The sequence below is a fragment of the Streptomyces sp. NPDC040545 genome, assembly GCF_055595065.1.
This window is the reverse complement of record NZ_JBVIWA010000027.1, coordinates 43,316-67,414: the sequence shown is the minus strand read 5'-3', so window position 1 is coordinate 67,414 and position 24,099 is coordinate 43,316. Positions and strand designations below refer to the sequence as shown.

At 73.4% G+C, this 24,099-nt stretch carries 22 protein-coding genes; 13 read left to right on the top strand and 9 right to left on the bottom strand.

The features are described 5' to 3' along the window. Window positions 1–69 precede the first annotated feature (69 nt). The 3 genes from afsR (at window position 70) to ACZ573_RS34375 (ending at window position 4,590) form a co-directional block, all read left to right on the top strand. Entirely contained in the window at window positions 70–3,342 is a 3,273-nt protein-coding gene (afsR, locus tag ACZ573_RS34385) for an SARP-family global regulator AfsR (RefSeq protein ID WP_471312153.1), read from the top strand. A 178-nt stretch (window positions 3,343–3,520) separates the two neighbouring features. Then, a complete protein-coding gene (locus ACZ573_RS34380) occupies window positions 3,521–3,727 on the top strand; it encodes a hypothetical protein (protein ID WP_471312151.1) in 207 nt (68 codons plus the stop codon). A gap of 134 nt (window positions 3,728–3,861) precedes the next feature. Further along, complete coding sequence (locus ACZ573_RS34375) at window positions 3,862–4,590, top strand: class I SAM-dependent methyltransferase (protein ID WP_471312149.1); 729 nt, start codon at window positions 3,862–3,864, stop codon at window positions 4,588–4,590. A gap of 60 nt (window positions 4,591–4,650) precedes the next feature. Here the strand turns inward: ACZ573_RS34375 and ACZ573_RS34370 are convergent, their stop codons facing one another. Beyond that, window positions 4,651–6,285 (bottom strand): FadD3 family acyl-CoA ligase, encoded by a 1,635-nt coding sequence (locus tag ACZ573_RS34370; protein WP_471312147.1) that lies wholly within the window; start codon window positions 6,283–6,285, stop codon window positions 4,651–4,653. 94 nt (window positions 6,286–6,379) lie between these two features. Between ACZ573_RS34370 and ACZ573_RS34365 the strand changes: the two genes are divergently transcribed. From ACZ573_RS34365 to ACZ573_RS34355, 3 genes are read left to right on the top strand one after another with little or no spacing between them, the layout of a single operon-like run. Beyond that, window positions 6,380–7,531: a lipid-transfer protein gene (locus ACZ573_RS34365; protein WP_471312145.1), complete on the top strand. Its 1,152-nt coding sequence runs from the start codon at window positions 6,380–6,382 to the stop codon at window positions 7,529–7,531. A 4-nt stretch (window positions 7,532–7,535) separates the two neighbouring features. After that, window positions 7,536–7,991, top strand: coding sequence for a Zn-ribbon domain-containing OB-fold protein (locus ACZ573_RS34360; protein WP_471312143.1), 456 nt, complete (start codon window positions 7,536–7,538; stop codon window positions 7,989–7,991). Next, the gene (locus ACZ573_RS34355) at window positions 7,988–8,764 is read left to right on the top strand and encodes an enoyl-CoA hydratase/isomerase family protein (RefSeq protein WP_471312141.1); all 777 of its coding nucleotides are present in this window, start codon (window positions 7,988–7,990) and stop codon (window positions 8,762–8,764) included. Before ACZ573_RS34360 ends, ACZ573_RS34355 begins: the two co-directional genes overlap by 4 nt. 9 nt (window positions 8,765–8,773) lie before the next feature. Here the strand turns inward: ACZ573_RS34355 and ACZ573_RS34350 are convergent, their stop codons facing one another. Further along, the gene (locus tag ACZ573_RS34350; protein ID WP_471312139.1) at window positions 8,774–9,379 is read right to left on the bottom strand and encodes a hypothetical protein; all 606 of its coding nucleotides are present in this window, start codon (window positions 9,377–9,379) and stop codon (window positions 8,774–8,776) included. A gap of 175 nt (window positions 9,380–9,554) precedes the next feature. On the opposite strand from ACZ573_RS34350, the gene ACZ573_RS34345 reads away from it, so the two are divergent. After that, the gene (locus ACZ573_RS34345; protein ID WP_471312137.1) at window positions 9,555–10,019 is read left to right on the top strand and encodes a hypothetical protein; all 465 of its coding nucleotides are present in this window, start codon (window positions 9,555–9,557) and stop codon (window positions 10,017–10,019) included. A gap of 70 nt (window positions 10,020–10,089) precedes the next feature. On the opposite strand, the gene ACZ573_RS34340 is transcribed toward ACZ573_RS34345, so the two are convergent. From ACZ573_RS34340 to ACZ573_RS34330, 3 genes are all read right to left on the bottom strand, one after another. Then, the gene (locus ACZ573_RS34340; RefSeq protein WP_382541910.1) at window positions 10,090–10,587 is read right to left on the bottom strand and encodes a peptidylprolyl isomerase; all 498 of its coding nucleotides are present in this window, start codon (window positions 10,585–10,587) and stop codon (window positions 10,090–10,092) included. Window positions 10,588–10,655: 68 nt separating this feature from the next. Next, on the bottom strand, window positions 10,656–13,058 hold the full coding sequence (gene afsK / locus ACZ573_RS34335; protein WP_471312135.1) for a protein serine/threonine kinase AfsK: 2,403 nt from the start codon (window positions 13,056–13,058) through the stop codon (window positions 10,656–10,658). A gap of 273 nt (window positions 13,059–13,331) precedes the next feature. Then, window positions 13,332–14,126, bottom strand: coding sequence for a VOC family protein (locus tag ACZ573_RS34330; protein ID WP_471312133.1), 795 nt, complete (start codon window positions 14,124–14,126; stop codon window positions 13,332–13,334). Window positions 14,127–14,467: 341 nt separating this feature from the next. Between ACZ573_RS34330 and ACZ573_RS34325 the strand changes: the two genes are divergently transcribed. Next, window positions 14,468–15,115, top strand: a complete 648-nt coding sequence (locus ACZ573_RS34325) for a TetR family transcriptional regulator (RefSeq protein WP_030013555.1) — start codon at window positions 14,468–14,470, stop codon at window positions 15,113–15,115. Between the two features lie 58 nt (window positions 15,116–15,173). On the opposite strand, the gene ACZ573_RS34320 is transcribed toward ACZ573_RS34325, so the two are convergent. Together ACZ573_RS34320 and ACZ573_RS34315 are read right to left on the bottom strand one after the other, a co-directional pair. Next, the gene (locus ACZ573_RS34320; protein ID WP_471312131.1) at window positions 15,174–15,647 is read right to left on the bottom strand and encodes a nitroreductase family deazaflavin-dependent oxidoreductase; all 474 of its coding nucleotides are present in this window, start codon (window positions 15,645–15,647) and stop codon (window positions 15,174–15,176) included. Then, window positions 15,647–16,981, bottom strand: coding sequence for an acyl-CoA dehydrogenase family protein (locus tag ACZ573_RS34315; protein ID WP_471312129.1), 1,335 nt, complete (start codon window positions 16,979–16,981; stop codon window positions 15,647–15,649). Before ACZ573_RS34315 ends, ACZ573_RS34320 begins: the two co-directional genes overlap by 1 nt. A 157-nt stretch (window positions 16,982–17,138) precedes the next feature. Between ACZ573_RS34315 and ACZ573_RS34310 the strand changes: the two genes are divergently transcribed. The 3 genes from ACZ573_RS34310 to ACZ573_RS34300 all read left to right on the top strand — a co-directional run bounded on the left by ACZ573_RS34310 (window position 17,139) and on the right by ACZ573_RS34300 (window position 21,271). Then, entirely contained in the window at window positions 17,139–18,416 is a 1,278-nt protein-coding gene (locus ACZ573_RS34310) for a thiolase C-terminal domain-containing protein (protein WP_471312127.1), read from the top strand. Window positions 18,417–19,203: 787 nt separating this feature from the next. Then, complete coding sequence (locus ACZ573_RS34305; RefSeq protein WP_471312125.1) at window positions 19,204–20,043, top strand: hypothetical protein; 840 nt, start codon at window positions 19,204–19,206, stop codon at window positions 20,041–20,043. A 544-nt stretch (window positions 20,044–20,587) separates the two neighbouring features. After that, on the top strand, window positions 20,588–21,271 hold the full coding sequence (locus ACZ573_RS34300) for a pyridoxine/pyridoxamine 5'-phosphate oxidase (RefSeq protein ID WP_471312123.1): 684 nt from the start codon (window positions 20,588–20,590) through the stop codon (window positions 21,269–21,271). A 17-nt stretch (window positions 21,272–21,288) separates the two neighbouring features. On the opposite strand, the gene ACZ573_RS34295 is transcribed toward ACZ573_RS34300, so the two are convergent. Together ACZ573_RS34295 and ACZ573_RS34290 are read right to left on the bottom strand one after the other, a co-directional pair. After that, a complete protein-coding gene (locus ACZ573_RS34295) occupies window positions 21,289–21,717 on the bottom strand; it encodes a Zn-ribbon domain-containing OB-fold protein (protein ID WP_471312121.1) in 429 nt (142 codons plus the stop codon). Beyond that, window positions 21,714–22,166: a DoxX family protein gene (locus ACZ573_RS34290; protein ID WP_471312119.1), complete on the bottom strand. Its 453-nt coding sequence runs from the start codon at window positions 22,164–22,166 to the stop codon at window positions 21,714–21,716. Before ACZ573_RS34290 ends, ACZ573_RS34295 begins: the two co-directional genes overlap by 4 nt. A 232-nt stretch (window positions 22,167–22,398) precedes the next feature. Here ACZ573_RS34290 and ACZ573_RS34285 point away from each other — a divergent pair, with 232 nt between their 5' ends. Beyond that, complete coding sequence (locus ACZ573_RS34285) at window positions 22,399–23,565, top strand: flavin-containing monooxygenase (protein ID WP_471312117.1); 1,167 nt, start codon at window positions 22,399–22,401, stop codon at window positions 23,563–23,565. Next, window positions 23,562–24,011, top strand: a complete 450-nt coding sequence (locus tag ACZ573_RS34280; RefSeq protein WP_471312115.1) for an SCO4225 family membrane protein — start codon at window positions 23,562–23,564, stop codon at window positions 24,009–24,011. Before ACZ573_RS34285 ends, ACZ573_RS34280 begins: the two co-directional genes overlap by 4 nt. The last annotated feature ends 88 nt before the right edge of the window (window positions 24,012–24,099 follow it).

The window sequence follows — 24,099 nt, the reverse complement described above, 5'->3', positions numbered from 1 at the left end:
CGGGCTGACGTCTACGCGCGAGACAGGGCAGACTGACTCTTACACCGACGGAAGGCAGGGGGACGACAGATGGACGGCGTACCGGCCATCCCGAGCCCGCGGAAACATCCCGAGGCCCGTACGGCTGCCGTCGTACCCGAAGCCGGTCCGGGGGCGCCCCCCTCACGCGCGACCTCCGCACCCACGACCTCCGCACGCGCGACCTCCGCATCACGCGCGGCCGAGTCCACCCCGGCCCCGGCCCCCACCTGCCCGGCACGCTCCGGCTCCACGGCGGGTCCTGCCGCCGGACCCACCGCACGAGCCGATTCCGCCGAGGGCCCGACGGGCGCGGCCTCCCCGGCCCCGGCCCGCGCCACCGCCCCCCGAACGAGTCCGGAACGGTCCGGGTCCGCCGAGCCCGAAGCAGGCGACACCGCCGACACCGCAGGTCCGGGCGGGTCCCGCTTCGCCGTCCTCGGCCCCGTCCGCGCCTGGCGCGGCGCCGAGATGCTGCCCTCCGGCACGCCCCAGCAGCGCGCCCTGCTCGCCGTGCTCCTGCTGCGCGACGGCCGCACCGCCACCGCGCCCGAACTCATCGACGCCATCTGGGGCGAGGACCCGCCGCAGCAGGCCCTCGCCACCATCCGTACGTACGCCTCCCGCCTGCGCAAGGTCGTCGCCCCCGGCCTCCTCGTCACAGAGTCCGGCGGCTACGCCATCCGGCTGCGCTCCGCCGCCACCCTCGACCTCGGCGTCGCCCGCAGCCTCGCCGCCGACGCCGAGGCGGCCCGGGCCGCCGGTGACCGCGCCCTCGCCCGTACGCTCCTGGCCCGCGCCCTGGACCTCTGGGAGGGCGAGCCCCTCGCCGGGGTCCCCGGCCCGGCGGCCTCGACCGAGCGCATCCGGCTCGCCGAATGGCGCCTCCAGCTGCTGGAGACCCGCCTCGACCTCGACCTGGAGGTCGGCCACCACGCCGAGGCCGTCTCCGAGCTCACTGCCCTCACCGCCGCCCACCCGCTGCGCGAACGCCTGCGCGAGCTGCTGATGCTCGCCCTCTACCGCAGCGGCCGGCAGGCCGAGGCCCTCGCCGTCTACGCCGACACCCGCCGGCTCCTCGCCGATGAGCTCGGCGTCGACCCCCGCCCCGAACTGGCCGCGCTCCAGCAGCGCATCCTCAATGCCGACGCCGATCTCGCCCGCGCGGAGGACCCGGCCCCGGCCGCCGCGACCGTTCACGTGAGGCCCGCCCAATTGCCTGCGACCGTCCCCGACTTCACCGGCCGCTCCAGCTTCGTCACCGAACTCGGCACCCTCCTGTCCGGCGGCGCCCGGGACCAGGTCATGGCCGTCTCCGCGCTCGCCGGCATCGGCGGCGTCGGCAAGACCACCCTCGCCGTCCACGTCGCCCATGCCGCCCGCCCGCACTTCCCCGACGGGCAGCTCTACGTCGACCTCCAGGGCACCGAGGCCCGCCCCGCCGAACCGGAAGCCGTCCTCGGCTCCTTCCTGCGCGCCCTCGGCACCCCCGACACGGCCATCCCCGACTCCTCCGCCGAGCGGGCCGCGCTCTACCGCTCCATCCTCGACGGCCGCCGCGTGCTGGTCCTCCTCGACAACGCCCGCGACGCCGCCCAGGTCCGCCCGCTGCTGCCGGGCACCGCCGGCTGCGCCGCCCTCGTCACCAGCCGGGTCCGCATGGCGGGCCTCGCCGGCGCCCATCTCGTCGACCTCGACGTGATGAGCCCCGAGGAGGCCCTCCAGCTCTTCACCCGCATCGTCGGCGAGGAGCGCGTACGCGCCGAGCGCCAGGCCGCCCTCGACGTCGTCGGCGCCTGCGGCTTCCTGCCGCTCGCCATCCGCATCGCCGCCTCCCGGCTCGCCGCCCGCCGCACCTGGACCGTCTCGGTCCTGGCCGCCAAGCTCGCCGACGAGCGCCGCCGCCTCGACGAGCTCCAGACCGGCGACCTCGCCGTCAAGGCCACCTTCGAGCTCGGCTACGGCCAGCTGGAGCCCGCCCAACAGCGCGCCTTCCGCCTCCTCGGCCTCGCCGACGGCCCCGACATCTCCCTCTCGGCGGCGGCCGCCGTGCTCGACCTGCCCGAGTACGACACCGAGGACCTCCTGGAGGCTTTGGTCGACTGCTCCCTCCTGGAATCCGCCGCCCCCGGCCGCTACCGCTTCCACGACCTCGTACGCCTCTACGCGCGTGCCTGCGCGGAGCGCGACGAGCAGCCGCCGAGCGGGCGCGAGGCGGCCATGGACCGGCTGCTGGACTTCTACCTGGCCACCGCCTCCGGCGTCTACGCCCTGGAACGCCCCGGCGACCGGCTGCCCGCCCACCTGTCCGACACCCACTACCCCGGGCTGGTCTTCGCCGAACCGCGCGCCGCCCTGGACTGGCTGTACGCCGAGGCCGACCCGCTGCTGGCGTGCGTACGGCAGGCCTCCGTACGGGGTGGCGAGTCGCTGGTGCTGCGCCGGGCCGTGGACCTGCTGTGGGCGGCGAAGGACCTCGCCGAATCCGGGGCCAACTCCCGGCAGTACGAGTCGGCCGCCGTGGCCCTGCGCGACGCCGGCCAGGCCGCGAAGGACCCGTACGCCGAGGGGCGCGCCCGCACCACCCTCACCAACGTCCACCTGGTCGCGGGCCGCTTCGCCGAGGCCGACGAAGAGGCCGCCCGGGCCACCGTGCTCGCGCGCGAGGCCGGCGACCCGCTGCCCATGTGCTGGGCCCCCAACGACCGCGGGATCATCGCCCTCTACGAGGGCCGGCACGCGGACGGCGAGCGCTACCTGCTGCAGGCCATCGAATGCTTCCGCGCCGACGGCAACAACGTCGGCGAGGCCAGCGCCCTGTGCAACCTCTCCCGCATCCACGTGGAACTCGGCCGCCTGCCCAGCGCCATAGACCTGGCCCAGCAGGGCATCGCCATCTACGACCGGATGGGCCTGAGCCTGCGCCTGGCCAACGGCCGCTACGCGCTGGGTATCGCCCTCACCCAGGCGGGGCGGCTCGGCGAGGCCCTGGCGCAGCTCGCCGAGGCGCTGTCGCTGTTCCACGAGAACCGCCAGCCGCTGTGGGAGGGCGTGACCCACTTCCGGCTCGCCGAGGCCCACCTGGCGGCGCGCCGGCCCACGCTGGCCGCCTCGCACGCCGAGCAGGCCATCGCGCTGCGCGGGATCGGCGGGGAGTGGCGCCGGGCGACGGTCCTGACGGTGCTCGGCAAGGCGCTGCGGCGGCTGGGGCAGCGGGACCGGGCGCGGGCCTGCTGGCGGGACGCGGAGGCCGTGTTCACGCAGCTGAGGTCGACCGAACTGGGCGAGGTACAGGCCCTGTTGGCCTCGGAGATCGCTGCCTGAGCTGCGGGGACGCCGGTTGAACGCGGCGTTCATCGTTCGTTTATCGCCGTCCGACACGATAGGTGCATCGACCCGGCGCCTCGGGGGAGCATCCGGGCCGGTTGGTGGACTACCCGTTCGGCGGTCATCGGGGGAATCGCCGAACGGGCCCAGCCCTACCCATCCATCAGGAGAATCGATGACGACGAACGAGAACCTCAAGCCGCTCGACAACCACGCCTCGGGCGTCGAGATCGAGACCCTGGACAACCACGCCTCGGGCATCGAGATCAAGCCGCTGGAGCAGACCGAGACGGATGCCGCTGCCGCTGCGGCCGCCGCGGCCACCGCCGCGGGCGAGGAGATCCAGACGCTGGACAACCACGCGTCCGGTCCGCGGCCGTAGCACGCACAAGACGTACGGGGGATTCCACGGGGGAATCGGGGGAACGGCGGTCGCGGTGGCCCGGAGGGGGAGCCACCGCGACCGCCGTACACGTGCGCCCGGGCCGGAGCCCGGCGGCGGCATAGGCTGGGGGTGTGTTCTCCTCCCACGGGCCGAGCGTCCGCGAACTGGCAGTGCAGGGCCTCTCCTCGGTGGAGCGGGGCTACGACCTCCTCGCGCCGAAGTTCGACCACACCCCCTTCCGCACCCCGGACCGGATGCTCGACGCCGTCGAGGAGACCCTCGCCCAGGTGGAGGGCGGCTTCGGGGCCGGCCTGGACGTGTGCTGCGGCACGGGCGCCGGGACCGACATGCTGCGCCGGCTGTGCCGCGACCGGATCACCGGGGTGGACCTCAGCGCGGGCATGCTCGCGGAGGCCGGGCGCGCGTACGCGGACGACGACCGCGTGGACTTCGTACGGGCCGACGCGCGGGCCCTGCCGCCCGCCCTCGCGGACACCTACGACCTGGCGGTCAGCTTCGGCGCCTTCGGCCACTTCCTCCCGACGGAGCGGCCCGCGCTCTTCTCCGGCATCCACGCGGCGCTGCGCGAGGGAGGCGTCTTCGCCTTCCCGATCGGCGCCCCGCTGCCGCTCGGCTCCCGGGTGTGGTGGGCGACGACGGGCTTCGACGCGGCGATGCGGGTGCGCAACGCGGTGTGGCGTCCCCCCTTCGTCATGTACTACCGCACCTTCCCCCTGGGTCCGGTCCGCGAGGACCTCCGGGCGGCCGGCTTCACGGTGGAAACGGTCCCCCTCGACCACTTCGGCCACCGCCCGGACGGCACTCCCCACTGGCGCCTGGTCCTGGCCCGCCGCCGGTAGCACCGGTAGCGCCGGTAGCGTGCCCGCACCGACGTGCCCGCGCCGGCGTGTCCCGGTGCCTCAGGGGGTGCGGAGGGCGCGTTTGAGGATCTTGCCGCTCGCGTTGCGCGGGAGTTCCGTCACGAACTCCACCGCGCGCGGGACCTTGTAGTTGGCCATCTCCCGGCGGGACCAGGCGATCAGGTCGTCCGCGGTGAGGGTGGAGCCGGGGCGGCGGACCGCGTAGGCCTTGCCGACCTCGCCCAGGCGGGGGTCCGGGATGCCGATCACCGCGACGTCCGCGATGTCCGGGTGGAGGCCGAGGAGCTGCTCGATCTCGGCCGGGTAGGCGTTGAACCCGCCGACGATGAACATGTCCTTGATCCGGTCGGTGATGCGCAGGTTGCCGTCCTCGTCCAGGTGCCCCACGTCACCGGTGTGCAGCCAGCCCTCGGGGGTGATCGTCCGGGCGGTCTCCCCGGGGTCCTCGAAGTAGCCCTGCATGACGTGGTAGCCGCGGACCGCGATCTCGCCCACCTGCCCGGTCGGCAGCGGCCGCCCGTCCGCGTCCAGGATCACCACCTCCGTGTCCGGTATGGCCCGTCCGGAGGTGGCGGAGACCGTCTCCGCGGGGTCGCCGCGGCGGCACATGGTGACGATGCCGCTGGCCTCGGAGAGCCCGTACGCCGTGAGGACGGTGGCGATGCGCAGTTCGCCGCGCAGCCGCTCGACGAGCCGCAGCGGGACCACGGCCGCGCCGGTGACGACCAGGCGCAGGGCGGAGAGGTCGTGGTGGTCGCGCTGGGGGTGGTCGAGGAGCGACTGGTGGAGGGTGGGCGGCCCGGGGAGTACGGAGATCCGCTCGGCGGCGACGTTCGCGAGGACGGTGTCCACGTTGAACACGGGCTGCGGGACCATCGTGGCCCCGCGCATCAGGCAGGCGATGATCCCCGCCTTGTAGCCGAAGGTGTGGAAGAAGGGGTTCACGATCAGGTAGCGGTCGCCCTCGCGCAGGCCGGCGAGCTCGCTCCACACGTCGTAGCAGCGCAGGGACTGGGCGTGGGTGATGACCGCGCCCTTGGGGCTGCCGGTGGTGCCGGAGGTGAAGATGATGTCGGAGGGGGACTCGGGGCGGATGGCCTCGGCGCGCTGGCGGACCGCGGCGGCCGGTACGCCGTCCCCGCCCGCCAGGAAGTCCTTCCAGGTGCGGAAGGAGTCGGGGGCGTCGTCGGCGAGGACGACGACCTGCTCCAGGTGCGGCAGTCCGGGCAGCGGCCCGGTGCCGGGGCCCTCGGCCGCGGCGCGGCGCAGGGAGGCGACGTAGGAGGTGCCGAGGAAGGTGCCGGTGACGAAGAGCAGCCGGGCCCGGCTGCGCTCCAGGACGTACGCGGCCTCCGCGCCCTTGAAACGCGTGTTGAGGGGGACGAGCACCGCGCCGGCCGAGACGGCGCCGAGGGCGCAGACGATCCACTCCAGGGTGTTCGGGGCCCAGACCGCCACCCGGTCTCCGGGCTCGACCCCTGCGGCGACGCAGGAGGCGGCGGCGCGCTCGACGCGCTCGCCGAGCTGCGCGTAACTGATCCGCGTGCGCCCGTCGACGACGGCCTCGCGGTCGGCGTACTGTGCCGCTGCCGCCCGGACGAGCTGCGCGATGCTGCCCCAGCGCAGATCCCCGCGCACGTTCTCACGTACGTCCTCGCGCCCGTCGTCGCCCATGCGTGCCGCCTTCCCGCAAACCCGGTAGCTGACTATCCGTCAGATTAGCTGTAGCCTTCGCGGCTGTCAGTACTGGCGCACCCCGGAGGTGGCGATGGCGGCAACGCTCAAGGACGCGACGGCGATAGTCGGCATCGGGCAGACCGCCTTTGCCAGACAACTGCCGCAGTCCGAAAAGGAACTGGCCTGCCGGGCCGTTCTCGCGGCCCTCGCCGACGCCGGCATCGAACCGTCCGAGGTCGACGCCTTCGCCTCCTACACCATGGAGGAGACCGACGAGGTCGAGGTCGCCAAGGCCATCGGCGCCGGCGACGTCACCTTCTTCTCCAAGGTCGGCTACGGCGGGGGCGGTTCCTGCGCCACCGTCGGCCACCTCGCCTCCGCCGTCGCCACCGGCCAGGCCACCGTCGGCGTCGCCTGGCGCTCCCGCAAGCGCGGCTCGGGCCCCCGCCCCTGGAAGAACACCGCCGTCCAGCTGCCCACCCCCGGCCAGTGGACCAGACCCTTCGGCCTGCTGCGCCCCGCCGACGAGATCGGCATGCTCGCCCGCCGCTACATGCACGAGTACGGCGCCACCCGCGACCACCTCTTCAACGTCGCCATGGCCTGCCGCAACCGTGCCAACGCCAACCCGGCCGCGATGATGTACGAGCGCCCGCTGACCCGCGAGATGTACATGACCTCCCGCATGATCAGCGACCCGCTCTGCCTCTTCGACAACTGCCTGGAGACCGACGGCGCGCTGGCCTGCGTGATCGTCTCCGCCGAACGCGCCCGCGACTGCCGCCAGAAGCCCGTCTACGTCCACTCCGTCGCCCAGGGCCTGCCCGCCCAGCACCACGGCATGGTCAACTACTGGAACGACGACCCGCTGTCCGGCCCCGCCTGGACCGCCGCCCGCCACCTGTGGAAGCAGGCCGACTTCGGGCCCCAGGACGTGGACGTCGCCCAGATCTACGACGCCTTCACCCCGCTGATCCCGCTCTCCCTGGAGGGCTACGGCTTCTGCGGCCGCGGCGAGGGCGCCGCCTTCACCGAGGGCGGCGCCCTGGAGATGGGCGGCCGGCTCCCCATCAACACCGGGGGCGGCGGCCTGTCCGAGGCGTACGTGCACGGCTTCAACCTGATCAACGAGGGCGTCAAGCAGCTGCGCGGCGTCTCCACCGCCCAGGTGCCCGACGCCGCGACCTGCCTGGTGACGGCGGGCGAGGGAGTCCCGACGTCCGCGATCCTGCTGAGGAGCTGACCCGATGACCACCACGTCCGAAGCCGCCGACGAACTCCTCCTGCCCGTCCCCGACGAGGACGGCGCCCCCTTCTGGGAGTACGCCGCCCGGGGCGAGCTCCGCGTCCAGGCCTGCGCCGACTGCGGCCGGCTGCGCTTCCCGCCCCGCCCCTGCTGCCCGCACTGCCGGTCCTTCGGCAGCGAGTGGCGCCGGATGAGCGGCCGCGGCCGCATCTGGTCCTACGTCCGGCCGCACCCGCCGCTGCTGCCCGCGTACGCCGCGCAGGCCCCGTACAACGTGATCCTCGTGGAACTTGCCGACGCTCCGCACATCCGGCTCGCCGGGAACCTGGTGACCGCGGCCGACGCCCCGCTCGACTCGGTGGACCCGGCCCGGCTGCGGATCGGCGCCCGGGTGCACGTGGTCTTCACCGAGACGGGGGGCATGGCCGTGCCCCGCTGGGTCCTGGAGAAGTCATGACCGTGCGGGTGGAACGGGACAAGGCGACCGGCGTCGCCGTCGTCACCCTGGACCGGGAGCACCGGCACAACGCCATCGACCTGGAGACCGCCGCCGAACTGGGCTCGGTGTGGCGGGAGTTCCGGTTCGCCGAGGAGGTGCGGGCGGTGGTGCTGACGGGCGCCGGGGCGGCCGCCTTCTGCACCGGCATCGACCGCGGCGTCGACGTGCCGCAGCCCGCCTCCCCGTACTCGGCCGACGACCCGCTGATCGCCATCGGCCCCAAGGCGGGCGACCTGTGGAAGCCGGTCGTCGCCGCCGTCAACGGCATGGCCTGCGGCGGGGCCTTCTACCTGCTGGGCGAGGCGGAGTTCCTGATCGCCTCCGAGACCGCCACCTTCTTCGACCCGCACACCACCTACGGGATGGTCAGCGCCTACGAGGCCGTCTACATGGCACAGCGGATGCCCTTCGGGGAAGCCGCCCGGATGTCCCTCATGGGCACGGCCGAGCGGCTCTCCGCGCGCCGGGCCCACGCGATCGGACTGGTCTCGGAACTGACCGCGCCCGAGGAGCTGCTCCCGGCGGCCCTGCGGGCGGCGGAGACCCTGGCCGGCTTCCCCACGGAGGCCGTGCAGGGCACCGTACGGGCCCTGTGGTCGGCGAAGCAGGCCGCGCTCCAGCAGGCCCTGGCCCAGGCTCCGGCGCTGATCGCGCTGGGGAACCTGGCGCCGGAGCGGCAGGCGGAGCTGTTCGGCGCGCGGCGGCCCGGCACGGAGTTCAGGCTGCGCTGACGGCAGGCCTCAGTGCTTGCGCGTGGACTTCGGGGCGGACTTCTTCGGGGTGGACCTGGGCGTGGACCTGGGCGTGGGCTCGGAGCCGCCCGAGGTGGTCCTGGCCGGGCCCGGCGTCCCGGTGCCGGACGATTCGCCGGGCGGGCCGAGCCTGCACGTGGTGACCTCGGCCGCACGCGAGGGCTCCTCGAGCGCGACCTCGACCGTCCGGGTCTCACGGGGCTCCAGGGTCGCCTCGACCTCGGTCGACTCGATGACGGCGCCGTTCGCGCCCTCCCGGTACAGGTTCACCGTGAAGGTCGCCTTGCGGTCCACGTTCGAGGTGAACCGGACCGTGGTGACCGGCGGGGTGGCGCCGACGCAGGTGACCACGACCGCCGTGGCCGGGGCGCCGCTCGCACTCGCGGAGGGCGACGCGGTGGCCGTGCCGTCGCTGCTGCCGCCGCCGTGGCTCTTCTTCTTGCTCTTGGAGCTGGAGCACCCGCCACCGCTGCTGCTCTTGCTCTTGCCGCTGCTCCCGCTGCTGCTACTTCCGCCGTGCGACGAGAAGCCGGTCAGGGCGAGCACGACCCCCACCAGCACAGCGGTGAACCTGATACGACGCCCAGCCACCATGGCCAAAACCCCTCCCCCTGGGACAACGGCGGGTCACGCTACCAGCCAGGACGCACCAGGTAGGAAAAACATAAGTACGATGCGAAGACCATTGCACGCCGGAACAGTCCGGGGTGCGGGCCGCGGGGCCCGGGCGTAGCGTCGGGATCGAGATCCCTATCCCGGAGGGCCGGGCATGCTCCGCAACGCACTCGGCTCCCTGATGGGTCTGATCGGAGCGGCGGCCGCCGTCCGGAGCCCCTTCCGTGCCTGGTACGACGGCCGTCACGGACGCGACTACGGCGTCCAGGAGCTTTTCAGCTCCGCCGGGATCACCGGCCACACACCCACCCTGCTGGCCTCGATCCTGCTCCCGTACCTCTTCGCCGCGGTCCTCACCCTGTGCGCGGTGCTGCTCCGCTCGCGGCTGCTGATGGCGCTGGCGGGGCTGGTCGTACTCGGCTTCACGATCCTGTGGATGGTCCGCCAGGGCCAGGCCGTGGGCAGCCTCTCGGTGGGCGGCGACGACCGGGGCCTCGACGACGGCCTCGCCAACGCCCTCGGCGCGGGCGCCCTGATCCTCCTGGGCGCAGCGGTCATGCGCGGCCGCCCCACCCCCCGTCCCCGCCCCCTCCCCCCGACGACGCCCGTTTCCGGCTGACCCCGGAAACGGCGGCGGCCCCGGCCCCCCGGAGGGGGCGGGGCCGACCGGCCGGACAGGCGGGTGGGGATCAGGCGGCGTCGACGACGCCGGAGGCCGCGATCTCGACCTTGCCCTTGGGGGCGCCGGACTGGGAGCCCAGGGCCTCGATCTGGTCCACGAGCTCCTGGCCCGAGACGACCTCGCCGAAGACGACGTGCTTGCCGTCGAGCCACGGGGTGAGGACGGTGGTGATGAAGAACTGCGAGCCGTTGGTGTTGCGGCCGGCGTTCGCCATCGACAGGAGGTACGGGCGGTCGTGCTTCAGCTGGAAGTTCTCGTCCTCGAACTTCTCGCCGTAGATGCTCTTGCCACCGGTGCCGTTGTGGTTGGTGAAGTCACCACCCTGCAGCATGAACTGGGGGATGACGCGGTGGAAGCCCGAGCCGGCGTAGCCGTAGCCGTTCTGGCCGGTGGCCAGCTCACGGAAGTTGCGCGCCGTCTTCGGGACGACCTCGTCGAAGAGGTTGAAGACGATGCGGCCGGCGGGGGCGCCGTTGATGGTGATGTCGAAGTAGACGTTGCTCATGGGGTCCATCCTGTCACTCCCGGTGCGGTGCGCTACCCGGCGGGGCCGCAGCCCCGCCTCCTGGCAGGTCAGCCGCTCGTACGGGTGCCCGTCCCCTTCGCCGCGTCCAGGGCGTACACGCAGCGGTCCTTGCTGCATGCGTAGACCACGCCCGCCTCCGCCACCGGGGCGCCCGTGATCTCGCCGCCCGTGGCCAGCTTCCAGCGCAGCTGGCCGCCCGCCGCGTCCAGGGTGTACAGGCAGTGGTCGGCCGAGCCGAAGTGCACCCGGCCGTCCGCGACCGCCGGCAGGCCGGTGATCTCGCCGCCCGCCGCGAACCGCCACTTCGGGGTGCCGGTGACCGCGTCGAGCGTGTACAGCGCGCTGCCCGCGCCCAGGTGGACGTTGCCGTTCGCCACCACCACCGGGTCCGAGGACTGCCGTCCCTCGGTCGCGATGCGCCAGCGGTCCTGGCCGGTGACCGTGTCGAGGGCGTAGACCGTGCCCAGGTAGTCGACGAGGTAGACCCCGCCGCCCGTGACGGCCGCGCCCGGCGCGAAGGCCGGGGCCGCCAGGAAGACCGCGGGAGCCTCGAAGTGCCAGCGGACCCGGCCCGAGGCCCGGTCCACCGAGATGACCCGGGTTCCGGCCGCGACGTAGACGTTGCCGTCCGGCGCCGGGGTGACCCGCACGGGCACGTTCCCGCAGGAGGTCGCGTCACCGATCGGGTAGGACCAGGACTCGCGGCCGGTACGGGCGTCCAGGGCGCGCAGCCGGGCGTCCTGCCACACGTACACCGTGCCGTCGTGGAGGACGGGGGCCGCCTCCGGGGTCTCGAAGTCGCTCTGCGCGCCGGTCAGCTCCCACAGCTTGTGGCCGTTGGAGGCCTCCCGGCCCTGGACACCGCCGCCGCGGGTGGCGGTGACGACCGTGCCGCGCTCGGCGCGCAGCGCGTACACCCAGGCGTCGGTGGACAGCCGCCACCGCTCGGAGCCGTCGCCGGCGTCGAGCGCGTACAGGGAGGGGCCGTCGGAGGCGTGGATCCGGCCGTCGGCGACCGCCATGGACCAGGCGACGTCACGGGTCTTGAACTGGCGGCGGCCGCTCGCCACGTCCAGCGCGTGGACCTCGAAGGAGGTCACGTAGAGCAGGTTCCCGGCAACGGTCGGGGTACCCCAGACCTCGTTGGACATGCGGAAGCGCCACGGCCGCCAGCGGCCGCTGTCCGGGGCCGGAGCGGGGCTCGGTACGGGCTGCACCGCCGAGGGGGTGGCCACCGACCCGCCGGGCGGGCGGATCCAGCCGGTCGCCGAGTCCGCGGCGGCCGAGGAGGCGTGCGCGGCCGGGGCGGCGGCGCTCGCGCGTGGCCCGGGCCCGATCGGCACCGGCGAGCCGCCCAGGCGCACCGGCTCGCCCGAGGGCACCGGGGACATCGGCGGGTGGTGCGGGCGCTGCGGGACGGCCTGGCCGGTACGCGGGTCCACCCAGGAGTCGGCCCCGCGCGGGCGGCGGTGCGTGACGGCCTCGGAGGCCGGCCCGCGGCCCCCGGAGCCCGGGCCGGGCGCCGGCACCACCGGGACGGGCGCGGGCGGCGTACGGTGCCCCGCGCGCCGGGCCTCGATCATCGCGACGGCCCGGGCGGGCAGCCACGCCGAGGCGGTGCCGCTGTCGTCGCCGCCGTCGAACAGGTGCGGGGCGAGCTGCGCCTGCAGGTCGGCCGGGGTGGGCCGGAGCGTGGCGTCCATCTGCATGCAGGAGTCGATCAGCGGCCGCAGCTCGGGCGGGAGCCCCTCCAGGTTGGGGCCCTCGCGCAGCAGCATGAAGACCGTCTCCACCGGGTTCGCCCCGTGGTACGGCGGGTGCCCGGTGGCGGCGAAGACGAGGGTGGAGCCGAGCGAGAAGACGTCGCTGGCGCCCTTGACGCTGCGCGAGTCCTTGGCCTGCTCGGGCGACATGTAGGCCGGGGTGCCGACGGCGACGTTCGTCATGGTCAGGCGGGTGTTGGAGACCCCGCTCGCGATACCGAAGTCGATCACGCGCGGGCCGTCCTCGACGACGAGCACGTTGGACGGCTTCAGGTCGCGGTGGACCAGGCCGGCGCCGTGGATGGACTGCAGGGCCTCGGCGATGCCGGCCGCCAGCCACCGTACGGCCTGGGCGGGCATGGGCCCGCACTCGTTGACGATCTCCTCCAGGGAGGGCGCCGGGACGTAGGCGGTCGCCAGCCACGGCACGGCGGCGCGCGGGTCGGCGTCGACCACGGCCGCGGTGTAGAAGCCGGACACGGCCCGGGCCGCCTCCACCTCGCGGGTGAAGCGGACGCGGAAGAGCTGGTCCTCGGCGAGCTCGGTGCGCACCGTCTTGATCGCGACCCGCCGTCCGGACGCGGACCGCGCGAGATAGACCAGCCCCATGCCGCCGGCGCCGAGCCGTCCCAGCACCTCGAAGGGGCCGATCCGTCTCGGGTCGTGCTGCGTCAGCTGCTCCACCACTCGCCTCCACACCTCCCCGTACGGGCCACTCAGCGGGCCCGCTTCCACCGGCACGGGGCCCTGCCCCGTGCAGCGTCTCACTCCGGGCGCCGCCCGGGTCGAGCAACCCCGATTCTGTCAGGCCCGGACCCGGTCCGGCCCCGGCACGGCGAGCCGGGCGGTGTGATCTGCTCGGCGATCTCCCCGGGGCGGGGGCGATACGGGCCGTACAGCCCGGTGGCGGGGGGTACGCGCCCGGCGGCGCGCCGACTGCGCGTCGGGCTGCACGCCCGGCTACGCGTCCGGCTTCGTGCGGGGTTCCGAGAGCAGCCCGAAGACCGCCCCCTGGTTGTCGGCGACGACCGCGATCCGCCCGTAGGGGGTGTCGAAGGGGTCGGCGGTGACCCGGCCGCCGAGCCGCTGCACCATGGCGACCGACTGATCGCAGTCAGGTACGGCGAAGTAGGCGAGGAAGTGCGCGGGCATGGCCTCGGGGAAGGCGTCGGTGATCAGACTGCGGCCGAGGACGGCGGTGTCCGTGCCGGGCGCGGTCCCGGGCGGGGACCAGATGCGGTACTCGACGCCGGCGTCGTCCTGGTCCTGCGGGACGTAGCCGAAGACCTTGGCGTAGAAGACGTCGACGGCGTCGCGGGCCCGGGTGTAGACCTCGCTCCAGCAGTACGTGTACGGCTCCTGCTGGGCTTCGAAGCCGTGATGGGTGCCGGGCTGCCACAGGCCGAAGACGGCGCCGCCGGGGTCGGCGGCCATCGCCGCGGTGCCGTACGGGCCGACCGGCATCGGGTCCATCACCATCTGGCCGCCGGCGGCGCGGATGCGCTGGGCGCAGGCGTAGGCGTCGGTGGTGTAGAGGTAGACCCCCCAGACGGTGGGCATGCGGCCGTCGGGCTTGGGTGCGAGGGCGGCGACGTTGCGGCCGCGGCTGTAGGCCTGCGTGTAGTGGCCGTACTCGGCGCCCCCACCCTCGTTGAAGGTCCACCCGAAGAGCTCACCGTAGAAGCGCTTGCCCGCCTCGACGTCCGGAAGCGAGGCGTCCACCCAGCAGGGTGCGCCTTCCGCGAATGCGGCCATGGGCCCGTTTCCTTCCGTTGTGCGGGGGTGTGTACCCTCCCTACCCTCTCAGCCATGATCCGCCCGAAAACTTGTCCACAGCCTGTTGATAAGACTATTCGGGGGAAACCTTGCGGAACCGGGCGACACGCCCGGGCCGGGCGGCGGGCCGCGCCCGGCCCGGGGGCGGCGCGGGACCGGCGCGGGGACACGGCCCGGCCGGGGGCGCGCGGGGGCCGATTTCCGTCCGGAATGCGCCTGCCCGGCCTCCCGGGACCCTCTTCCGCCCAGGCCAGGGACCCCGTAACCCCATTTGCAGGCGGCCGAATAGCGCGCCGATCACCCCTCGGTAAGCTGACGGCATGACAGGACAAGTACGCACCGTCGACGGGCGTGTCGCCGGCCGGCGCGGCCAGGCGACGCGGCAGAAGCTGCTCGACTGCCTCAGCGAGATGCTCAGCTCCTCGCCGTACCGCGACGTCAAAGTGATCGACGTCGCCCGCAAGGCCGGTACCTCCCCCGCGACCTTCTACCAGTACTTCCCGGACGTCGAGGGCGCCGTCCTGGAGATCGCCGAACAAATGGCCACCGAGGGAGCGCAGTTGACGTCGCTCGTCGAGGGCCGGACCTGGGTCGGCAAGTCAGGGTGGGCCGCCGCCGAGGAACTCGTCGAGGGCTTCCTGGAGTTCTGGCGCCGCAACGACGCGATCCTGCGGGTCGTCGACCTCGGCGCGGCCGAGGGCGACAAGCGCTTCTACAAGATCCGCATGAAGATCCTGAACTCGGTCACCAACTCCCTCACGGAATCGATGAAGGAGCTCCAGGCCAAGGGCAAGGTCGACAAGGACATCAGCCCCGCGGCGATGGCCGGTTCACTGGTCGCGATGCTGGCCGCGGTCGCCTCGCACCAGAAGGGCTTCCAGACCTGGGGCGTCAAGCAGGCCGAGCTCAAGCCGAACCTGGCACTGCTCGTCCACCTCGGCATCACGGGCAAGAAGCCCACGAAGTAGCGGCGGCCCCCGGACGCCTTCCAGGGGCCCGCCGCCGACCACGCCCGATCGCCTGCGATCAGCGACGCTCCAGGCGGAACAACCGGATCTCGCGCTCGATGCGCGCCTGGTACGTCGCATACGGCGGCCAGAACCTCAGCACCGCCTGCCACGCCTCCGCGCGTTCCTCACCCGCCAGCAGCCGGGCCCGGACGGGGATGTCCCGGCCTTGCCAACTCACTTCCGCGTCCGGGTGCTTGAGCAGGTTTCCGGTCCATGCCGGGTGCCCGGGCCGGCCGAAGTTGGAGCCGATCAGGATCCATGTCGTCCCGCCGTCCTCCGGCATGCAGGCGAGCGGGGTCGTGCGCGGCTCACCGGTCTTGGCACCCTTGGCGGTGAGGATCACGCCCGGCAGCATCCGGGCGCTGAGGATGACCTTGCCGCGGGTCAGCCTGTGCACCGCCTTGTCCATGGCGGGGATGAAGTGCGGTGCGATCTTGGCGAAGAGCACGGTCGAGGAGACCTTCTGCATCAGCTTGAGGCCGGGAGCCATCAGACGGCCACCTTCTCCGGTGTGGGCGGGGACGTGGGCGGGGACGTGGGGTCGGGCGAAGGTTCCGGCGGAGCCGGGACCGGGGCGGCCGCCGCGCTGGCCGGGCCCGCCGCGCTGGCCGGGCCCGCCGCGCTGGCCGGGCCCGCCGGGTCCGCGAAGAGGCCCGCACGGTCGGCGGCGTGCGCCCGCAGCCGGTGGACCGGCCCGAACAGCAGCTCGTCGGCCGCCGCCCGCTTGAAGTAGAGGTGCGCGTCGTGCTCCCAGGTGAAGCCGATGCCGCCGTGCAGCTGGATCGCCTCACCCGCGGTCACCCGTAGGGCCTCCAGGGCCTGGGCGAGCGCGAGGCCGCCCTGGTCCGGGTCCCAGGCGGCGTAATAGGCCGCCGAGCGGGCCGCCTGCACCTGCACGTACAGGTCGGCGAGGCGGTGCTTGACCGCCTGGAAGGAGCCGATCGCCCGGCCGAACTGCTCGCGCCCGCGGACGTACTCCACCGTGCGGGCCAGCGCCTGACCGGCTGCGCCGACCGCCTCGGCGGCCAGGACGGCAGCGGTGGTACGCCCGGTGGCGGCGAGCGCGCCCAGCACATCCGCCCGTTCGTCGCCGAGCAACTCCGCGCTCACGTTCCGCAGTTCGATCCTGGCCTGCGGGCGGGTCTCGTCCAGGACGGCCTGCCGGGACCGTACGAGGCCCGGCGCGTCCTCCCGTACGAGGAACAGCAGCGTGCGGCTGCGCGCGAAGCCGCCGGTGTGCGCGGCGACCAGCAGCAGCCCGGCGCTGTGCCCGTCGAGCACCTGGACGGCCTCCCCGTACAGCCGCCAGCCGCCCCCGGAGCCGTCGCCGGCGCCGGCGGGGGTGACGGCGCGGGCCTGGACACCGCCCGCGCGGCCGCCGCCGGACCACTGCCCGGAAGTGTCCTCGCCGGTCAGCGCGAGGGCGGTGGCCAGCGCCGGGCCGCTGACGGCGAGGGCGGCGGTCAGCCCGCCCGTGGCCAGCGGCGGGAGCAGCGCGGAGCGCTGGGCCCCGGTACCGAGCGCGGTGATCAGGGGCACGCACAGCGCCGCGGTGGCCAGCAGCGGCGAGGGCAGCAGCGCCCGGCCCGTCTCCTCGCAGGCCAGGGCCAGGTCGGCGGGGGTGCAGCCGACACCGCCGTAATCCTCGGCGATGGCGATGCCGGGCAGCCCGAGCTGCCGGGCCAGCTGCTGCCAGAGCTCGCGGTCATGTCCGGCAGCGGTGCGGACGGCGGCCTTGACCTCGTCGGGGCCGCAGCGTCTGCCCAGGATCTCGCGCAGGGTACGGCGTATCTCGTCCTGCTCCGCGGTGAAGGCGGCATCCATCGTCGGGCTCCTCCCGGGGGCACCTCCCAGCGGTGACTGGGGGTATCTGACGGGCCGTCATATTAGGCCCGGCGGGGACAGATGCACAGGGGGCGGCGGGGGTGGGTTGCGCGGCGGGGTCTAGCGTCTGACACCTCGTCAGATATACCGTCCCCTCATGCCTGGACCCCTATCTGGACCCGCATCCGGACCCATACCTGGACCCGCGCCTGGAAGCGCGCCTGGACCCGCATCCGGACCCGCACCTGGACTCACTTCCGGCCCCGCGTCCCGCGCCCGCCGCAGGGTCGCGGTGGTCGGCGTCGCCCTCTCGGACTGCGGCCGGGTCGACGGCTCCACCCCCTACGCCCTGCACGCGCAGGCCGCCCGGCGCGCCCTGGCCGACTCAGGCCTGCACCGCTCCGTCATCGACGGCTTCGCCTCGGCCGGCCTCGGCACGCTCGCACCGGTCGAGGTGGCCGAGTACCTGGGCCTGCGCCCCACCTGGGTCGACTCCACCTCGGTCGGCGGCTCGACCTGGGAGGTCATGGCCGCCCACGCGGCGGACGCGATCGCCGCCGGGCACGCCGACGCCGTGCTCCTCGTCTACGGCTCCACGGCCCGCGCGGACATCAAGGCGCGGCGCCGCACGTCCAACCTCTCCTTCGGCGCGCGGGGACCGCTGCAGTTCGAGGTCCCGTACGGCCACACACTGATCTCCAAGTACGCCATGGCCGCCCGCCGCCACATGCACGAGTACGGGACGACCCTGGAACAGCTCGCCTCCGTGGCCGTACAGGCCCGGGCGAACGCGGCCACCAACCCGGACGCCATGTTCCGCGGCCCGATCACGGTCGAGGACGTACTCGGCGGCGACATGATCGCCGACCCCTTCACCAAGCTGCACTGCTGCATCCGCTCGGACGGCGGCTGCGCGGTGCTCCTGGCGGCGGAGGACTACGTACCGGACACCGCGAAGGCCCCCGTCTGGATCCTGGGGACCGGCACGTCCGTCTCCCACACCACCATGTCGGAGTGGGAGGACTTCACGGTGTCCCCGGCGGCGGTATCGGGCCGTATCGCCTTCGAGCGGGCCGGCCTCACCCCGGCCGACGTGGACCTCGCCGAGATCTACGACGCCTTCACGTACATGACCCTGGTGACCCTGGAGGACCTCGGCTTCTGCGCGAAGGGCGAGGGCGGGGCCTTCGTGGAGAAGGGCCGCTTGCTGCGCGACGGGGAACTCCCGGTCAACACCGACGGCGGTGGCCTCTCGGCCTGCCACCCCGGCATGCGCGGGCTGTTCCTCCTGGTCGAGGCCGTCCGCCAACTCCGCGGCGAGGCGGGGGCCGGCCAGGTCACCAAACCCGGCGGCCGCCTCCCGGAGGTCGCCCTGGCCTCGGGCACGGGCGGCTGGTTCTGCTCGTCGGGAACGGTGCTGCTGGGACGGGGGTGACCGGCCCCCGGGGCGGGGGCGGGGCGGGGGCGGGGGCGGCTCGTGCAGGGCCGGATGGTACGGCGGGGGCTCCGGAGGGGCGGGATCTGCCCGATCGGAATCAGGGATGTGTATGGGGGTTTCCCGTCAGTCCCATCGTCCCTCCGTGTCGGGCCGGTCCCTCAAGGGCGCTCCTGCGTCGCGTCGCTACGCGATGGCCTTCGGCCACCCTTGACCGACCGACCCGCCCCGGAGAAACGAAAGACTGCCGGGAAACCCCCAAAGGAACGGGCCGGGCGATCCAGGAGCAGGACGGGCACATCAGAGACCTTCGGGCGGGTCGGGCGTGAGGGGCGAGCAGGAGGCGGGGCCCATAGGAACGGCCTGCCGGGACGGGGAAGCGCGTCCAATCGCTACGCGCTCCTCATCTCTCAGCGTCCGACGACCGTCCTGGGCTGGACATATGCCGCCCATTCCCCCGCAGGTGCTCCTCACGGGAAGCGTCCGACGGCCGACTGGGGTGGGGGGCGTGGGACAGCGGGTATTTCGTCGTGGATGCGGGTCAAGCGCAGGTGGGCGGCCCGAAAGGCCGACCGTTTGCCCCCTTTACTCCCGTTTGGGCACGAGCGTATGGGGTGATGCTCGCGCTGACCCGGCTCCACGACGGAATGGCCGAGCTGTGAGCCGTCAGCCCCGGATCGCCATCGGTCGCCGTGCGCCTCTCACCCGTATGGCCCCACCGGCGCGCCATGGAGGTTCGTCACGCGCAGGATGGCCCGTAGGGATCCGGAAATCAGGAGGCGACGTTATGTTCTTCTTCTACAGCAAGGACACGGGAGCCGCAGGAACGGGCAAGCTCGGTCCCGGTGGCGAATACGTCAACCTGAAGGACTTCCCGGCCGGGCAGTTCGGCAAGTGGACGCACATCGTGCCCGGCGGCGGCCAGCTCTTCTTCTTCAGCCGGAACACGCGGGCCGCAGGAACGGGCAAGCTCAACGCCGGCGGCGAATACGTCAGCCTCAAGGACTTCCCGGCCGGACAGTTCGGGGACTGGACCCACATCGTGCCCGACGGCGGCCAGGTCTTCTTCTACAGCAGGGACACACGGGCCGCCGCATCGGGCGAGTTCACTGCCGGCGGCGACTACGCCCACCGCAAGGACTTCCCGGCCGGACAGTTCGGGAGCTGGAGCCACATCCTCTGGGCCGGCGGCGACACCCGCTCCCGCTTCTTCTTCTACAGCGGGGACACGCGGGCCGGAGGATCGGGCGAGCTCGACGACGTCGGCGGCTACGTCAACCTGAAGGACTTCCCGGCCGGACAGTTCGGCAATTGGAGCCACATCGCCTTCGACGACGGTGCCTCCAAGCTCTTCTTCTACAGCAGGGACACACGGGCCGCCGGATCGGGCCAGCTCGACGCCAGCGGCAACTACGCGCATCTGAAGAGCTTCCCGGCCGGACAGTTCGGGAGCTGGAGCCACATCGTGCCGACCCGCCGCAAGCTCTTCTTCTACAACAGGGACACACGGGCCGCCGCATCGGGCGAACTCGATGAGAACGGCAACTACGCGCACCTGAAGAGCTTCCCGGCCGGACAGTTCGGAGACTGGACCCACATCGGTGTGACCCAAGAGGGCACTCCGTGACGGGACGGCCCGACCACAGGCGGTCGTCGGACGCATAGCAGCATGGGGCGACGGTCATGGGCGGCCTATGTCCAGCCCAGGACCGGGTGGAGACGCTGAGAGATGAGGAGCGCGTAGCGATCGGACGCGCTCCCCCGACACGGGCCATGGTCTGTGATGGGCCCCGCCTCTCGGTCGTGCCCACCCGGGTCTCCTCGGGCATCTCTGATCGCCCCGTCCTGATCCTTGATCTCCCGGCCCGTTCCTTTGGGGGTTTCCCGGCAGTCTTTCGTTTCTCCGGGGCGGGCCGGTCGGTCAAGGGTGGAGCGCAGCGACATCGCGTAGCGACGCGACGTAGGAGCGCGCTTGAGGGACCGGCCCGGCACGGAGGGACGATGGGACTGACGGGAAACCCCCATACACATCGCTGATTCCGCCCGGGTGGCTCCCGACTACCCGAAGCCCCCGCCGCGCTTCGTCTGATTCCGCCCGCCCGGCCCCGCCTTCCGAAGCCCCCGCCCGTCACACCTGGCCCCCGCCCCCGCCCTGCTGTTCCATATGCCTCATGACCAGCGAGACCAGCGAGATCAGCAGCGACGAATTCCGTGCCACCCTGCATTCCCTGCGGGTGTGGGACTCCCCGCTCCCCGGGTTCGATGCCTCCGCCGCGCCCCGGGAGCCCTTGGCGCTGTTCCGGGAGTGGTTCGTGCATGCCGCCCGGGCGGGGCAGTCGGAGCCGCACACCATGACTCTGGCGACGGTGGACGGGGAGGGGCGGCCCGATGTGCGGACGTTGATGCTGCACGACGTCGACGCGCGCGGCTGGCACTTCGCCTCGCACGCCACCAGCGCCAAGGGCGTGCAGCTGGCCGGGCACCCGGATGCGGCGCTCGGGTTCTACTGGCCGGCCGTGGGCCGCCAGGTCCGCGTCCGGGGGCGGGTCACCGCCTGCGGGCCCGAGGAGAGCCGGGCGGACCTGGCGGTCCGCTCGCGGGGTGCGCTCGCCGCCGCTCTCACGGGCCGGCAGAGCGAGGTGCTCGGCTCCGCCGAGGAGCTGGCGCGGGTGGCCGCGGCCGCCTGGGAGCGGGCCGGAGCCGAGCCGGACGCGCCGGCTCCGACCTGGACGCGGTATGTGCTGGACCCCGCCGAGGTGGAGTTCTTCCAGGGTGACGCCGCGCGCCGGCACATCCGCCTGCGGTACTCCCGTACGGAAGGCGGGTCCTGGGAGCGCGAGCTGCTCTGGCCCTGATCCCCGGCCCGAAGCACTCAGTCCGGTGGCGGCGCCGGCTGGAAGACCGCCACCCACACCCCGTCCGCGGCCTCGCGGAAGGCGACCGTCAGCGGCATGCCGATGCGCAGGTCCGCCCCCTCGCGGTCCACCACCTCGGTCATCATCCGCGGGCCTTCGGCGAGGTCGACGACCGCCGCCGTGTACGGGACGCGCGTACCGAACGGCGGGAGGTCGTTGCGGTGGATGACCGACCAGGTGTAGAGGGTCGCCCGGCCGCTCGCCGTCTCCCACGTCACGCGGTCCTCGCCCGCCCAGCAGAACGGGCAGAACTCGCGCGGGTAGTGGTGCGCCCGCCCGCAGTCGGCGCAGCGCCGCAGGAGCAGCCGGCCCTCGGCCGCCGCGTCCCAGTAGGGCCGGGTGAACTCGTCCGCCTCGGGGAGGTCGTACCGCACCGTGCCGGTCACAGGAACAGTCCGGTCGCCGCGTCGAGGGACCAGGTCTGCCAGGACATGGCGAGGAGGGCGACGAGGGAGATGAGCGCCATCATCGCGTTCTGGCCCTGCTCGGCCCAGTCGTGGATCATCAGCACGAGGTAGAGCAGGTTCAGCAGGAGTCCGCCGATCAGTGCGACCGGGGTCAGGAAGCCGAGTACGAGGCCCAGCCCGAGGGCGAGTTCCGCGTAGACGACGATGTACGCCATCGTCTTCGGCCGTGGTGCGACGACCAGCTCGAAGCCGCCCTTGACGAAGGTCCAGCGGTGTTTGCCGGCGACGTCGGCGGCCCAGGCTATGCCGGTGCCGCGCTCGAACCAGCCTTTCTTGTCCTTGTGCCGCCAGCTCTCCAGCCACCACAGGCCGAGGCCTATCCGGAGCACGGCGAGCCATTCGGCTCCACTGAGCCAGATGGTCTGCATCGGCAGCCCCACCCCTCTCGCGATCGACGCGCACGCTCTATCTGACGGTACGTCAGTTGAGCGGATCCGGGGCGATCGCGCAAGGCCCCGGCCGACCGCGGGTCCGCCGCCCCCGCGGGCGTTCCGGGCGCCCGTGATCGATCCGCAATCGATTCCCCGCCCGACCGAGACCCATCAACCCAGCGTGGCGATACGATCACACCTCATGCCCGGAGACCCCACAGCACCCGACATGACCACCCAGCCCCGCCCCGTGTACGTCATCGGGGCCGGCCCCGGCGGCCTCGCCGCGGCCGCCGCGCTGCGCGCCCGCGGGGTCCGCGCGGTGGTCGTCGATAAGTCCGACGCGGTCGGCGCGTCCTGGCGGCAGCACTACGACCGGCTGCGCCTGCACACCACGCGCCGGCTCTCCGCCCTCCCGGGTCTGGCCATGCCGCGCCGCTTCGGGCGCTGGGTCTCCCGCGACAACGTCGTGCGCTATCTGGAGAAGTACGCCGAGTTCCACGAGCTGGAGCTGGTCACCGGTGTGGAGGTGACACGGATCGAGCCCGCCGGGCCCGGCCCCGAGGGCGAGGACGGCTGGACCTTGCACGCCAGCGGCGGCCGGGAGCTGGCGGCCGCGGCCGTGGTCGTCGCCACCGGGTACAACCACACGCCCGCGCTCCCCGACTGGCCGGGCCGGGACGCGTACGAGGGCCGGCTGCTGCACGCCGGCGAGTACCGCAACCCCCAGCCGTACGCCGGCCAGGACGTCCTCGTCGTCGGCGTCGGCAACACCGGCGCCGAGATAGCCGTCGACCTCGTCGAGGGCGGCGCGGCGCGGGTGCGGCTCGCCGTGCGCACCGCGCCGCACATCATGCGCCGCTCCACCGCCGGCTGGCCGGCCCAGCGTAGCGGGATCCTCGTACGCCGGCTGCCGGTGCGGCTCGTGGACCGGGTGGGCCGGCTCGTCGCCAGGGCCTCCGTCCCGGACCTGTCGGCGTACGGGCTTCCGCGCCCGGCCACCGGCCTGTACAGCAGGGTCAAGCAGGGGTCGATACCGGTACAGGACGTCGGTCTGGTCGACGCGGTCCGCAGCGGCAAGGTGGAGCCGGTGGCCGCCGTCGAGGCCTTCGACGGCGCCGAGGTGGTGCTCGCGGACGGCTCGCGGATCACCCCGGACGCGGTGATCGCGGCGACCGGCTACCGCCGGGCCCTGGAGGGGCTGGTCGGCCACCTCGGGGTGCTCGACGAGCGCGGCCGCCCGCGTACGCACGGCGCCCGCGCCCCCGAGCAGGCCCCCGGCCTGTACTTCACGGGATTCACCAACCCCATCAGCGGCATGTTCCGGGAGATGGCCCTGGACGCGGAGAAGATCGCAAAGGCCGTCGCCCGCCGGTCGGCGAAGGGCGCCTCGTGAAGCCGACCGGCTCGGTCGCTCCGGCCTCCCGGATCCGGGAGGCCGCCAGGACCGCGTGGAGCGAGCCCCTGTCCCGCTGGTACCTGGTGCTGCTCACGGTCTGCGCGGTGTGGTCGTCGGCAGGCGGCGTCGGGCCCGGCGAGGACGGCTGGCTGATCCGCAACATCGCCGTGGTGCTGACGATGCCCTGGCTCCTCCTCGTGCACCTTTTCCTCGTCGTCACCCAAGTCGACACCTGGCTGCTCGGCTACAGCCTCTACTTCGAGTCCCCCGCCTGGCTGTTCGAGCCGCTCTGGATGCTCTACTGCCTGACCGCCGGGCTGCTGAACGCCCGGCTGCTGGCCCGCGTGTCGCGCTCGACGCGGGAGGCGGGATCCGCGCCGTGGTGGGTTCCGATGTTCACCCTGGCCTTCTTCGCCGGGCTGTTCGCCCTCTGGCACGCCTGAGCCGCGGCGGGCGCCGTGCGGGTCGGGCCGGGGGCCGGGCCGCGTCGGGCCGGGCCGGGGGCCGGGCCGCCTCGGGCCGGGCCGGGGG